The sequence below is a fragment of the Chryseobacterium polytrichastri genome, assembly GCF_900142445.1.
In the GTDB taxonomy this organism is placed as follows: Bacteria; Bacteroidota; Bacteroidia; order Flavobacteriales; family Weeksellaceae; genus Chryseobacterium; species Chryseobacterium polytrichastri.
The window spans coordinates 26,139-39,070 of record NZ_FRAV01000017.1 but is presented as its reverse complement, the minus strand read 5'-3'; the positions used below and the strand labels follow the sequence as shown (position 1 = coordinate 39,070).

At 35.2% G+C, this 12,932-nt stretch carries 10 protein-coding genes; 5 read left to right on the top strand and 5 right to left on the bottom strand.

The genetic code is table 11. From position 1 onward, the window contains the following. Positions 1 to 65 precede the first annotated feature (65 nt). Positions 66 to 725, top strand: a complete 660-nt coding sequence (locus BUB80_RS11800; RefSeq protein WP_073293126.1) for a hypothetical protein — start codon at positions 66 to 68, stop codon at positions 723 to 725. Between the two features lie 36 nt (positions 726 to 761). On the opposite strand, the gene BUB80_RS11795 is transcribed toward BUB80_RS11800, so the two are convergent. The 5 genes from BUB80_RS11795 to BUB80_RS11775 all read right to left on the bottom strand — a co-directional run bounded on the left by BUB80_RS11795 (position 762) and on the right by BUB80_RS11775 (position 6,676). Then, entirely contained in the window at positions 762 to 1,982 is a 1,221-nt protein-coding gene (locus tag BUB80_RS11795; protein WP_073293125.1) for an aminotransferase class V-fold PLP-dependent enzyme, read from the bottom strand. Between the two features lie 160 nt (positions 1,983 to 2,142). Continuing rightward, complete coding sequence (locus BUB80_RS11790; RefSeq protein ID WP_073293124.1) at positions 2,143 to 2,784, bottom strand: 50S ribosomal protein L25/general stress protein Ctc; 642 nt, start codon at positions 2,782 to 2,784, stop codon at positions 2,143 to 2,145. Between the two features lie 55 nt (positions 2,785 to 2,839). After that, the gene (locus BUB80_RS11785) at positions 2,840 to 3,778 is read right to left on the bottom strand and encodes a ribose-phosphate pyrophosphokinase (RefSeq protein WP_073293123.1); all 939 of its coding nucleotides are present in this window, start codon (positions 3,776 to 3,778) and stop codon (positions 2,840 to 2,842) included. Between the two features lie 86 nt (positions 3,779 to 3,864). Next, positions 3,865 to 5,430: an SGNH/GDSL hydrolase family protein gene (locus tag BUB80_RS11780; RefSeq protein WP_073293122.1), complete on the bottom strand. Its 1,566-nt coding sequence runs from the start codon at positions 5,428 to 5,430 to the stop codon at positions 3,865 to 3,867. Between the two features lie 10 nt (positions 5,431 to 5,440). Beyond that, positions 5,441 to 6,676 (bottom strand): OmpP1/FadL family transporter, encoded by a 1,236-nt coding sequence (locus tag BUB80_RS11775; protein ID WP_073293121.1) that lies wholly within the window; start codon positions 6,674 to 6,676, stop codon positions 5,441 to 5,443. Between the two features lie 276 nt (positions 6,677 to 6,952). Here BUB80_RS11775 and BUB80_RS11770 point away from each other — a divergent pair, with 276 nt between their 5' ends. The 4 genes from BUB80_RS11770 (at position 6,953) to BUB80_RS11755 (ending at position 12,866) form a co-directional block, all read left to right on the top strand. Continuing rightward, positions 6,953 to 8,404 (top strand): PSP1 domain-containing protein, encoded by a 1,452-nt coding sequence (locus BUB80_RS11770; protein ID WP_073293120.1) that lies wholly within the window; start codon positions 6,953 to 6,955, stop codon positions 8,402 to 8,404. Next, positions 8,397 to 8,861 carry a gliding motility lipoprotein GldH gene (locus BUB80_RS11765; protein ID WP_073293119.1) on the top strand — a complete coding sequence of 155 codons (465 nt, stop codon included), beginning with the start codon at positions 8,397 to 8,399 and terminating at the stop codon, positions 8,859 to 8,861. The genes BUB80_RS11770 and BUB80_RS11765 overlap by 8 nt, the downstream gene beginning before the upstream one ends. A 6-nt stretch (positions 8,862 to 8,867) precedes the next feature. After that, complete coding sequence (locus BUB80_RS11760) at positions 8,868 to 11,249, top strand: penicillin-binding protein 1A (RefSeq protein WP_073293118.1); 2,382 nt, start codon at positions 8,868 to 8,870, stop codon at positions 11,247 to 11,249. A 75-nt stretch (positions 11,250 to 11,324) separates the two neighbouring features. Beyond that, a complete protein-coding gene (locus BUB80_RS11755) occupies positions 11,325 to 12,866 on the top strand; it encodes a protein adenylyltransferase SelO (RefSeq protein ID WP_073293117.1) in 1,542 nt (513 codons plus the stop codon). Positions 12,867 to 12,932 lie beyond the last annotated feature (66 nt).

Here is a 12,932-nt window from a genome sequence, read left to right as displayed (position 1 = left end):
TATAGAATTTTAAATTTATTATATTGCTGACATCTATTATCATTAAAAACAATAACTAAAACAATATGACAGAGAATACTGATTTTGATGAATTTGCAGAATATAAAAGACAATCTGCAGAGCAAAGACAAAAAATAAACAACGAGGTTTATGATAAGATACTAGAAAGTGCAAAGTTTTTTCTAAAGAAAAGACAAACCAATCTGGTAAGTGATGAAATAATCACCGCTTTAGATAGAATGGAGGACGCTTCAAAAACCCCTAATCTTAATGACATTACAGATATTTATCTTTTTGAATCGGAATTCGGATTAAACCCCAGAGATCTCACAGAAGAATTCCTTTACATTACATTAATAATGATAAGCAACCATTATGAAGATAAACAAATGCAATATATTGAGAATATTATTCTTAGTGACAGTAAATTCAGAGGCTCAAATGCGCTTCAATTTTACCTAAAAATAGGAACTTCCCATAAAGAGAAAAGAGAGTATATTTTAAGCTTTATTGAGAATAATATTGATCAATTCCCTGACGGTCATAAAAACATGGTTGCAATGTTTATTAAAACATTTCTTCAAGGTGACAAACGGGCTAAAGTAATTTTTGATAAATTAAATATTTCCAATCCGGAATTTCATTTCAAAAACAAACCTACGACTACACATAATAAGCCCAAACCTCTTAAAACATATCCTAAATGGTGGGAGTTTTGGAAATAATTAATAAAAAAACCTCTGAATTCAGAGGTTTTTTTATTATGACAACATTCGTTGTGCTTTTTTCACTCCTTCTACGAGAAGATCAATTTCTTCAAAAGTATTGTAAATCGCAAAACTTGCTCTTACGGTTCCTGCAATATTAAAGAAATCCATGATAGGCTGTGTACAATGATGTCCTGTTCTCACAGCAATACCCATTTTATCAAGAATCATCCCTACATCAGAAGAAATCCCTGTTCCTTCTAAATTAAAGGAAACAACCCCTGTTCTGTTTGCCTTTTCTCCATAGACCTTAAGGTTTTTTATTTCCAGCAATTGTTTTTGTGCATATTCTAATAACGCATTTTCATGATTCTGAATCGTAGAATGCCCTATTTTTTCAATAAAATCTACCGCTGCTCCAAGAGCAATATTTCCTCCAACATTCGGCGTTCCGGCTTCGTACTTAAAAGGTAAACCTGCGTAAGTAGTTCCATCAAAAGAGCACGTAGCGATCATCTCTCCTCCTCCATGAAAAGGAGGCAAATCTTCCAAGATCTCTTGCTTTCCGTACAAAATACCCGTTCCCATGGGAGCATACATTTTGTGACCTGAAAATACGAAGAAATCACAATCCATTTTCTGAACATCAATTGTAAAGTGTGGAGCAGATTGAGCCCCATCAATTACAATATAAGCATCAGAATTTTTTCTTGTCTTAGCAATAATCTCTTCAATAGGATTTACAACTCCTAAAGCATTAGAAACCTGGTTTACAGAAACTACTTTTGTTTTTTCGCTTAAATATTGATCAAGATAATCTAACTGAAGAATCCCATTCTCATCAATTGGAATAACACGAAGCTTCGCCCCAGTTCTTTCACAAAGCATTTGCCAAGGAACAATATTGGAGTGGTGCTCTAGGTAAGAAATGATAATTTCATCATCTTTTTTAAGCTTCTGCGTTAAAATATAGGCGATAAGGTTTAATCCTTCTGTTGTTCCTTTCGTAAAAATTACTTCAAAATCATGTTTAGCATTGATGAATTTTTGAATCTTTCTTCTTGAAAGCTCCATTTCTTCTGTTGCTAACTGACTTAATGTATGAATTCCTCTATGCACATTGGCATTAATCTCTGTGTAATATTGATTCCAAACTTCTAAAACTGAGTTCGGTTTTTGAGACGTTGCTGCATTATCTAAGTAAACTAACGGTTTACCGTTCACCTGCTGGTTTAATATAGTAAACTGACTTCTTATTTCGTGAATGTCAAACATTTATTAAAATTTTAAATTAAAACGCTCTTATTTAGAACACTTCAAATTTACGGCTTTTTTTCCGAAAGAAAATTGCATGAACATGATTATAGATTTAATCTAAAAATAAAAAACCTGCCAAAATACATTGGCAGGTCTTATATTGTGATTAAGAAATTTCTTATTCAGCAGCAGCTTCTTCTGTTGCAGGAGCATCTCCTCCTTCAGCTACAACTTCTTCTTCATCGTCATCATCAGCCGTTGCACCACCTTTAGCAGCATTTCTAGACATTTTAACAGCTACAACAACTGCATTGTCTGGGTGTACGAAAGAATATCCTTCAGTTTTGATAGTTCCAACATAAAGTTTGTTACCAATCTTAAGAGAAGTAATATCTACAACGATCTCGTCTGGCAAGTTTGCAGGAATAGCTTTTACTTTCAATTTTCTGAAAGACTGACGTAAAACACCACCAGCTACAACACCTTTAGAACGACCAGTAATTCTTACAGGAACTTCCATAACAACTGGCTTATCGTCAGATAATCTGTAGAAGTCTGCGTGAATAATTTTGTCTGTAATTGGGTGAAACTGAATATCTTGAAGAACAGCAGGAATTACCTGTCCGTCAACTTCAATAGATACCGTGTGTGCTTCAGGAGTATATACTAAACCTTTGAACGCTTTCTCTGTAGCAGAGAAGTTCAATGGCTCACCACCTCCGTAAACAACACAAGGAACTAATTCAGCATCACGTAAAGCTTTTGTCGACTTTTTGCCCACGCTTTCTCTTTTTGTACCTTGAATTGTAATTGATTTCATTTATAAAAATTTAAAAATTTGTTTAAAGTTTAATTCGCAAACAGTTAATTATCAATTAAATAACAAACTTACTACTAATTGATTGATGCTCATGAACCATCTTCATAACGTCCGCAAATAGAGGGGCGCAAGATAGCACTTTTATTTTGTTTGTCAAATTATTTTTTACAGGAATTGAGTCAGTTACAATAACTTCCAATAATTTCGAGTTCTCAATATTATCGTAAGCTTTTCCTGAAAGCACTCCGTGAGTAGCCATTGCTCTTACAGATTTTGCTCCTTTTTCCATTAAAATGTCTGCAGCTTTACAAAGTGTCCCTGCTGTATCAATCATATCATCAATAAGAATAACATTCTTTCCTACAACATCTCCGATAAGGAACATTTCTTCTACAACATTTGCTTTTTTTCTTTCTTTGTAAGCAATTACTACATCAGCGCCAAGGTGACCTGCGTAGTTTTTCGCTCTTTTTGCACCTCCCATATCCGGAGAAGCAATCGTAAGATTATCTAAGTTTAGATTTCTTATGTAATCTACGAAAATGCTAGAAGCATACAAATGATCTACAGGAATTTCAAAGAACCCTTGAATTTGGTCTGCATGCAGATCCATCGTCATAATTCTTGTTGCTCCCGCAGCAGTTAAAAGATTAGCAACCAATTTTGCACCTATCGGAGCTCTTGGCTTGTCTTTTCTGTCTTGTCTTGCAAGCCCAAAGTACGGAAGTACAACAGTAATACTTTTTGCAGAAGCTCTTTTCGCTGCATCAATCATTAGAAGAAGTTCTAAAAGATTGTCTGCTGGAGGGAATGTAGATCCGATTAGGAAAACTCTTCCACCTCTTACAGATTCGTCTAAAACAGGCTCAAACTCTCCGTCGCTAAACTCCTGAAAGTTGATTTTCCCTAATTCTTTCCCATAATGTTGGGCAATTTTTTCTGCCAAGACCTTACTCGTTCTTGTGCAAAATAGATAACTTAACTGATCGGCCATTTTTACTTTTTAAAAGATTTTGCAAATTTATAAAAAAACCACAAGAATTACTCCTTGTGGTTCATATGTTTTTATTTTCCTTTTGATTAAGGGAATTTCACTCCCGTATATTTATTAGGATCTACCAATGGTAGCGTAGATTTATACTTCGCATTAATAGATTTAATAAATTCATTCGCAATAATTGCATACCCTCTACCCGTTAAGTGAACACCATCCAGAGAGAAAGCTCCACCGGTAACGAAAGTTGCCGTATACTTTACTCCATTCCAAGTGATTCCTGCAACAGAATCAAGGTCTTTCATTTTAGCATTTGCATCTACAAAAGCAAGATTATAAGAATCTGCCAATCCTTTGATTGCAACATTATATGCTTTAACTGCCGTTGAAATTTTACCTACTTCATCTGCAGTTAATGAAAGTTGGTCTCCGATAGGGAAACTTGCTCCGTAAATAAACTGTGAGCTTGCCGTAGGAGGCTGATTCGTTATCGCATCCAATCCTAAAACTTTACTTGCTGTAAGAAGAATAAGCTCTCCTTGTTTAGCCTGGCGTGTTTGCCCGAAAGCATTACCAATAAAAGCTGCCTGATCTGCAGGATAGCCCGCTCCCACTAAAGCTGCCGTAAGTTGAGCAGAAAGATTCGTCAGTTTATTATCTTTAATCAAAACAGGATTATTTCCTACAGCCACAAGATTAAGTCTGTCTCCCTGACCGTAAGCAGTAAGCACTGATTTCAATGGGCCATAAAGCGTTGTATTTAGCTTCTGAACAGTTGCAGCATCTAGAGGAATAGCATTATAAGGTACTCTTGTAAAGAATGGAATACTAGTAACATCCGGAATATTTCCGATGATTCCTTTTGTAGTTCCAACACTTTTAAGACCATCTAATACTCCTTTAATAGAACCTGCCAATACATTAGTATCAGAAATATCATTTGATTTATAGGTCGCAGGATTTAAATTTCCTGTTTGAACAGTAGCAGCTGTATAAGTAGTAACTCCACCTGTTGTCTGAGAATTTGTACCTCCATTTGTAGCATAAGAAAGCACATCATTATTTCCTATCCAAAGAGAGAAAAATGTTGGCGTCTGCGTCATCGCATCAGCTAAAACAGTTGTTGTTGCTGAAGATGCAAATCTTACGAAATAAGGATTGGCTGTTCCTGTTGCAAGTCCTGCAAGGCTACCATATCCAGGAGCTACCAAATGAAAAGATTTCGCACCCGGAACACCCATGTTTCTGTAAGGTCTTCCTGCAGAAATATTATCTAATGCTGCAGCAGCCGGACTTTCAACTGGTGATAAACTTCCGTTCACCACTTGAAGATTAAGCTTACCTGGAAAACCTGGTAACCCTGTAAAACCTCCGGTATCGTTCGGCATGAGTGGCTGATTAAAATCTCCTCCTCCTGCGAACTTCATTTGACCCGCAATCATACTTGGATAAGACTCATTTTGTCCGGAACTATAAAGAGCTCCATCTCTGTATCCTGAAGTTAAAGAGTTTCCTAAAGAAACATATCTGGAAAAATCTGCTTCACCACTTGTTACAGTAATATCTTTTACATCTGTATCAAAATCATTTTTGCAACTCGTTGTAAAAAGAAGAGCCGAAACAGCTAATGTAGAAATTATAATTTTTTTCATAGTCTTTCAATTAAAATGGATTATAAGAGAAACCTAAACCAACATAGAATGCTGTAGCCTTAGATTGTCCGTAAAACTGCAAATAATCATTTTTCACATCTCTTGCCTGAGGCATTGCATAGCCACCTGCTACATCAATTCCGAATTGTTTTATTTTAAATCCAACCCCACCTGTTACTACATAAGTATTATATGAAGGAGTTTCAGGAATAAAGTTCTGATCTGAATAAGGAGCCTCATCATAATAAGCACCAAGACGACCAAAGATCTTATCTGTAATTGCATATTGAGTTCCTAATCTGAATGTTTTAGAGTTTTTAAAATTCTTAGGAGTTACAAGAACATTCGGACTTCCTGGTTGATTTCCGATAGGTGCATTTGCAAAACTTAAAGTCAGCTTGTTGTATCTCTCCCATCCATGATAGTTGAAATCTGCAGAAACCAACCATTTTGGAGTAATTTTATATGTTAAACCAACAGTATATTCTTCAACCAACGGTAATGTTGCACTAAAGCTATCCTGTCCTGAACTATTTAATCCTAACAAAGGAAAGACACTTGGCGATATTTTAAAGGTAGCTACTCCGTTTTTAGCTTTCATATCAACTGGTGAACGGTAGGCAATACTTACATCAAGTTTTGGATCTGGTCTGAAATAAAACCCAAATCCGTAACCATGTCCAGATGCTTTATCATCTTTAAGATTAAGCTCACCACTAAACTGTGTAACCGCTTTATCCCAGTTTACAGATCCTCTAGCATAGATATAGCTAGCACCAAAAGCAAACCAGTCATTAAATTTATATGAAATCATTGGTTGGAAATAGAATGCTTTCAACTCAAGCTTCTCAACCATCTCTCTTCCTTCCCAATTATTTGGATACTCAATAGTACTCCCAAAAGGGGTAGAAAAACTGAAACCAATAGATAATTTATCAATCGGTTTATAAGCAATAGCAGCATAAAGTGGGGTTCCAATAGGATTATCCGTTTCCGTACTTTGCAGCGTATTCATATTCTGGAAAGTTACTTTATTACCCGCAGCAAAACCTCCTACTGATATACTCAGTCTTGAAGGAATGAATGACATACCCGCTGGGTTAAAAAATGCCACACTTGCATCTTCAGCATGTGCACTAGTATGTGCCATTGCCAATTGTTTTACCCCTTGCAAAGAAACTCTGAAGCCTCCTGCGTAAGATAGAACACCCGCCAATAAAGCAGTTGATACTAATATTTTTTTCATAGACTATTATTATATAACCCAAATATAAAATTATTTTGGCTACAACTGTTAATAAATCTTAAAATTTTAAACAATATACCAAAAGAAAATTATGTTTAAAATAACACTTTAGTAAAAAAAGCCCTTAAACACATAATTATTAGACATTTAATAACCTTTTATTGACTAATCAAGTTTTTCGTTTAATATTAAACAATGATGTTGATGAATATTTGAATTTTTTAGAATTACATAAAGATAAAAATATATAAATTTGCAGGAACAAATAAAAGTTATATGAGTTGTGGATGTAAAACATCCGGCGATTCTGCACATTCTTGCGGACCCAAGAAAACCGCGAATGGCTGTGAAAGCGTAAATACCTGTGGTAATAGTTATAAATTAAGTGTTTTCGACTGGCTATCTAACATCAATAATCCCGCATCTAATAGGTGTGATTATGTAGAAGTTAGATTTAAAAATGACAGAAAATTATTTTATAAAAATGTAAATAATGTTCCTTTACATATTGGTAGCGTAGTAACAGTAGAATCTAGTCCCGGACATGATCTAGGTGTGGTAAGTCTCACCGGAGAATTAGTGAAAATTCAGATGAAGAAGAAAAGAGCTTCTGAAGAATCAGCACTTAAAATATACAGATTAGCCAACCAAAAAGATATTGAAGTCTGGCAGGAAGCTAGAAAAAAAGAAGATAACGTAAAAATAGACGCTAGAAAAATTGCTCACAGACTGGGACTTGAAATGAAAGTTACAGATGTAGAATACCAAGGTGATGCTTCTAAGGTTACATTTTACTACACTGCTGATAACCGAATAGATTTCAGACAGTTAATCAAAGACTTCGCTTCTACTTTCAGAACAAAAATCGACATGAAACAAATCGGTTTCAGACAGGAAGCAGCAAAAGTTGGAGGAATCGGATCATGCGGAAGAGAATTATGTTGTTCAACTTGGCTAACAGATTTTAGATCAGTTAACACCAATGTTGCAAGATATCAGCAGTTGAGTATAAATCCTCAAAAACTGGCTGGGCAATGTGGTAAACTTAAATGTTGTCTTAATTATGAATTAGACAGTTATCTTGATGCTTTAAGCAACTTCCCTTCTTCTTCTACAACATTAGATACAGAGAAAGGAAGAGCATTTTGTATTAAAATTGATGTTTTCAAAAAGAAAATGTGGTTTGCATACATGGATAGTTCAATTGCTTGGTATGATTTTGATATTGATTTGGTTAAAGAATTAATCGCAAAAAATAAAAAAGGAGAAAGAACGTTGCCTCTTGAAGATCTTAAGCAGCCTGATGCTCCTTTGCATACAATTGATCTTATTCAGGAGAATAGTGTTGATAGATTTGAGAAGAAAAATAAAAGTTTTAACAAAAACAGACCTCAAAATCAGAATCAAAACAGGCCAAACCCGAATCAGAATCAGAACGGTCAAAATCAAGGTCCAAGAAAAAACAGACCTGAAAGATCAGACAAACCTCAAAATACTGAGAAATCTGACCGTCCGGAAAGATCTGAAAGACCAACAAAGACAGAAAACCCAAACCCGAACGCTAATACTAACAGGCCTAGAATTCAAAAGCCTCAACAGCAGCAACAAGCAAAAGCTCAGTTAGAAAAAGCAGAAGCAACGGTAGATCCTGCGAACAAGCCTCAACCTAACCCGAACAAGAAAAAATTCAAGAAAAAGTTTCCTCCAAAAAAAGATAACAATGCATAAAATTTTAGGAGTATTCACTCTTATCCTTTTCTTTAGCTGTAAATCTTCTTCGGAAGGTGAAGTCACCATGAATTCTGTTGATAATAAATGGAATAAGAAAAGTGAACAAAAATTTAATCTTGAAGTTACGGATCCTCAAAATCCTAAAAACATTATATTTGTTGTAAGGAATAACAATAACTACCCTTACAGCAACATAAGATTTATTGTAAATTTCACCAATCTTCAGAATAAGAAAAAAGAAACAGATACTTTGAATTACGTATTGGCTAAACCCAATGGAGAATGGCTTGGTACAGGTTTTGGAGATACGAAGGAAACGCTCTTTCAATATAAATTGAATTACAAATTTCCCGAAAAAGGCAAATATGAAATCGGCATGGTTCAAGCTATGAGAAATGATGCCCTTCCCGGGATTGAAGATATTGGAGTAAAAATAGAAACGGCTAAACCGTAATCATCAATGGAAGATAACAAAAGAAACGCAGGAAGCAAAGGAAAAACTTTCCCTCTTCCTCCCAAAAAGAATAGCAAAAAAACCAGTTGGAAAAAATGGGTTAGCATTATTTGGATTGGACTCATTGCAGTCGTTTTAGGAATTTCAGGACTTTTCTTTGCCGTTTCTCAAGGTTTTCTTGGAGAAATGCCGGATGTAAAAGAACTTGAAAACCCTGATATTTACGTAGCCTCTGAAATTATTTCATCAGATGGGGTTCTTCTAGGCAAATTTGAAAAAGAAAAAACACAGCCTATTACTTACAAAGACCTTCCCCCTTTCCTTATTTATGCATTACAAGCTAAAGAAGACGAAAGGTTCAAAGAACACTCTGGAATTGATTTAAGATCTATTTTAAGAGCTGTAAGGTATGGTGGTGATAGAGGTGGAGGTTCTACAATTACACAACAGTTGGCTAAACTTCTATTCACCAAAGAACCTTCTAAAAATCCAATAAAAAGGATTATTCAAAAACTTAAAGAATGGTCCGTTGCGGTAAGTCTTGAAAAAAGATATACCAAGGAAGAGATTATCACTTTATATTTTAATAAGTTTGACTTTACCTACAACGCCAACGGTATTGAAATGGCCTCAAAAATTTATTTTAATAAGTCAACCTCTCAACTCACTCTTCCGGAGGCAGCAATGTTTGTAGCAATGCTAGAAGCTCCTATTGCAAATAACCCGATGAGAAATCCTGAAAGAGCAAAAAGGAGAAGAGATGTTGTACTCGCTCAAATGTTGGAAACAGGATATATTGATCAAACAACTTATGATAAAGCAACATCGTCAGCCGTAAAAACTGACTATCAACCGATCAAAAATATCAGTGATGACTACTCTGCTTACTATAAGTTTTATTTGAAAAAAGAGATTGACACTTACCTTAAAGATTACGAGAAGCAGACCGGTAAGAAATTAAACCTTTACAAAGACGGTTTAAAAATATATATCACTCTTGATTCTAAGATGCAGAAATATGCAGAGCAATCAATCAGAGAGCATTTAACAGATCTTCAAAAAAGATTTGATGCCGAGCAAAGAGGTAGAAAAAACAGACCTTTTTACTACTTAACGAATACGCAGGTTAACAGTGTAATGCTTCAGGCGATGAAAAGAACCGGACGTTACAAACAGTTGAAAGCAGCTGGTATTTCAGAAGATTCAATCATGATGGAATTCCACAAGCCAATCAAAACTTCTCGTTTCACATGGGCTGGAGAAGAAGAAGTTGAAATGTCTCCTTGGGATTCTATTAGATACCACAAACAAATTGCGCAAGCAGGTTTAATGTCTATGGTTCCGGGAACAGGTGAAATTAAAGCTTGGGTTGGAGGAATTGACTGGCAACATTTCCAGTATGATCACATCAAACAAGGAAAAAGACAGGTTGGTTCAACATTTAAGCCTTTCGTATATGCAACTGCTATTATGAAATTAGGGATGACTCCTTGTTCAACCGTATCCAATGGAACTTATGATCACAACGGATGGCACGTACCAGGAAGAGGAGGAATGTTAACCTTAAAAGATGGTTTAGCGCACTCTCAAAACCCGATTGCTGCAAGACTTATTGAAATGACAGGTGTTGATGCTGTAATTCAAACAGCAAGAGACTTAGGAGTAACTGAAGAGATTCCAAGAAACAATACCATTGCTTTAGGTTCATCAGATATTACCATCTTTGAAATGCTTGGTGCTTACAGTACCTTTGCTAACTATGGAAACCACAATAAACCGGAAATGATCTGGAGAATTGAAGATGCCAATGGTAGAGTAATCAAAGAAGTAAATGTAGAACCAAAAGAAGTAATGAACCCACTCTATGCTTACACCATGATTGAACTAATGAAAGGGGTTGCACAATACGGAACTGCATCTGGCGAATTAGGAAGAAGAGGAATTTCAAAGGCAGTAGAAATTGCTGCTAAAACAGGTACAACACAAAATAACTCCGATGGTTGGTTTATGGGAATTACACCAAAACTAGCAACAGGAGCTTGGGTTGGATGGGAAGATAGAGCTACCCACTTCTTAGGAACTGGTGAAGGGCAAGGTGCAAAAATGGCATTACCAATTTGGGCAATCTACATGAAGAAAGTTTGGGCTGATAAAACGTTAGGAATTTCTCCTGATGATAAATTCTCAAAACCTTCGGATTGGAAAGATGGATGCTCCGGCTTAAAAGGTATTGGAGGTGGTTATGGTGATGATGGAGGCCTTCAGACGATGGATGAAATCAAGAACCCAAGACCGGTAGATCGTACCCCTAAAAATAACTCTGACAAGAAAGAAGAAAATGTGAATGAAAACCTACATTCCTCAGACGAAGTAGATTTCAATAAATAATTTCTCTTTTAGAAATACACAAGACCTTTCAATTATTTGGAAGGTCTTTTCTTTTATTATTAATAACTTTGATTCATGAATATCGAAAACATCAAACAACCTTTTATAAAAAATTTTCCAGGAGATTTTTCCGGTAATACCATTCAAAGAAACACTCCTAAAGTTTTATTTTCAACAGTAAGTCCTGTTGGTTTTGAAAAACCAGAATTAATTACATTCAATGAAGAACTTTCGGAAGAAATAGGACTAGGAAAGTTTGAAGAGAAAGATTTAGATTTTCTTGTGGGAAACAACCTTCCCGAAAATATTCAAACATATGCTACAGCTTATGCAGGGCATCAGTTTGGAAACTGGGCAGGGCAATTGGGTGATGGAAGAGCAATTTTAGCGGGTGAAATCACAAATGATTCAGGTAAAAAAACAGAAATCCAATGGAAAGGAGCTGGTGCAACCCCTTACTCCAGACATGCAGATGGAAGAGCAGTGTTGAGGTCTTCAGTTCGCGAATATTTAATGAGTGAAGCCATGTTACATTTAGGAGTTCCAACAACAAGAGCATTAAGCTTATCTTTTACTGGAGAAGACGTGGTAAGAGATATGATGTACAGCGGAAATCCTCAAGCCGAAAAAGGTGCAGTGGTGGTAAGAACAGCAGAAAGCTTCCTTCGATTTGGCCATTTTGAATTGATCTCTGCACAACAGGAATACGATACTTTAGAAAAGCTTGTTAATTTCACTATTGATAATTACTATCCTCAAATTACTTCTGAAGGAAATCAAAAATACAAAGACTTCTTTCAAGAGATTTGCAAAAGAACAGCAGATTTGATGGTGGAGTGGTTCAGAGTAGGTTTTGTTCATGGTGTAATGAATACGGATAACATGTCTATTTTAGGACTAACAATAGACTACGGCCCTTATTCCATGATGGATGAATATGATTTAAATTTTACCCCAAACACAACCGATTTACCCGGAAGAAGATATGCTTTTGGAAAGCAAGGACAAATCTCACAATGGAATCTTTGGCAATTAGCGAATTCACTAAATCCTTTGATTGAAGATGAGCAGTTTTTAGAAAAAACACTAAATGAATTCGGAGACTATTTTTGGAAAACTCATGATACTATGCTTTGCAAGAAATTTGGCTTTGATCAATTGCTTGATGGTGACGAAGAATTTTTCACAAACTGGCAAGGATTGATGCAAGAATTACAATTAGACTACACTTTGTTTTTTAACGAATTAGAAAAAATTGACAATAAAAACAATTTAAAAGATACATTTCAACGAATTTCATACACTTTATTGCATCCTGAAAAAATTTTAAAAATTGAGGATTTCATAAATGCATATAACACCAGATTAAATCGAAATTTGATTTCAAAAGAAGAATCAATTACTTTAATGCAGAAAATAAATCCTAAATTCATTTTAAGAAATTTTCACTTATACCAATGTATTGAAGAAATTAATTCAGGAAAAACTGATATACTTGAAAAATTGACAACAGCATTAAAAAATCCTTATCAAGAAATTTATCCCGAGTATTCAATAAAAAGACCTTCTGAGTATGATGATATTTCAGGATGCTCTATGCTTTCTTGTAGTTCGTAAATTATTAATCCACAATCAATACTCCTTTTTCAATGAGCTTTTTTCATTATCCTGGTTTTTTTTGTT

Bases quoted from the DNA above. Each gene is read 5' to 3' on its own strand.
- BUB80_RS11770 (WP_073293120.1), top strand. From the start codon at position 6,953: ATGAGTTGTGGATGTAAAACATCCGGCGATTCTGCACATTCTTGCGGA.
- BUB80_RS11765 (WP_073293119.1), top strand. From the start codon at position 8,397: ATGCATAAAATTTTAGGAGTATTCACTCTTATCCTTTTCTTTAGCTGT.
- BUB80_RS11760 (WP_073293118.1), top strand. From the start codon at position 8,868: ATGGAAGATAACAAAAGAAACGCAGGAAGCAAAGGAAAAACTTTCCCT.
- BUB80_RS11780 (WP_073293122.1), bottom strand. From the start codon at position 5,430: ATGAAAAAAATTATAATTTCTACATTAGCTGTTTCGGCTCTTCTTTTT.
- BUB80_RS11755 (WP_073293117.1), top strand. From the start codon at position 11,325: ATGAATATCGAAAACATCAAACAACCTTTTATAAAAAATTTTCCAGGA.
- BUB80_RS11790 (WP_073293124.1), bottom strand. From the start codon at position 2,784: ATGAAATCAATTACAATTCAAGGTACAAAAAGAGAAAGCGTGGGCAAA.
- BUB80_RS11795 (WP_073293125.1), bottom strand. From the start codon at position 1,982: ATGTTTGACATTCACGAAATAAGAAGTCAGTTTACTATATTAAACCAG.
- BUB80_RS11775 (WP_073293121.1), bottom strand. From the start codon at position 6,676: ATGAAAAAAATATTAGTATCAACTGCTTTATTGGCGGGTGTTCTATCT.
- BUB80_RS11785 (WP_073293123.1), bottom strand. From the start codon at position 3,778: ATGGCCGATCAGTTAAGTTATCTATTTTGCACAAGAACGAGTAAGGTC.
- BUB80_RS11800 (WP_073293126.1), top strand. From the start codon at position 66: ATGACAGAGAATACTGATTTTGATGAATTTGCAGAATATAAAAGACAA.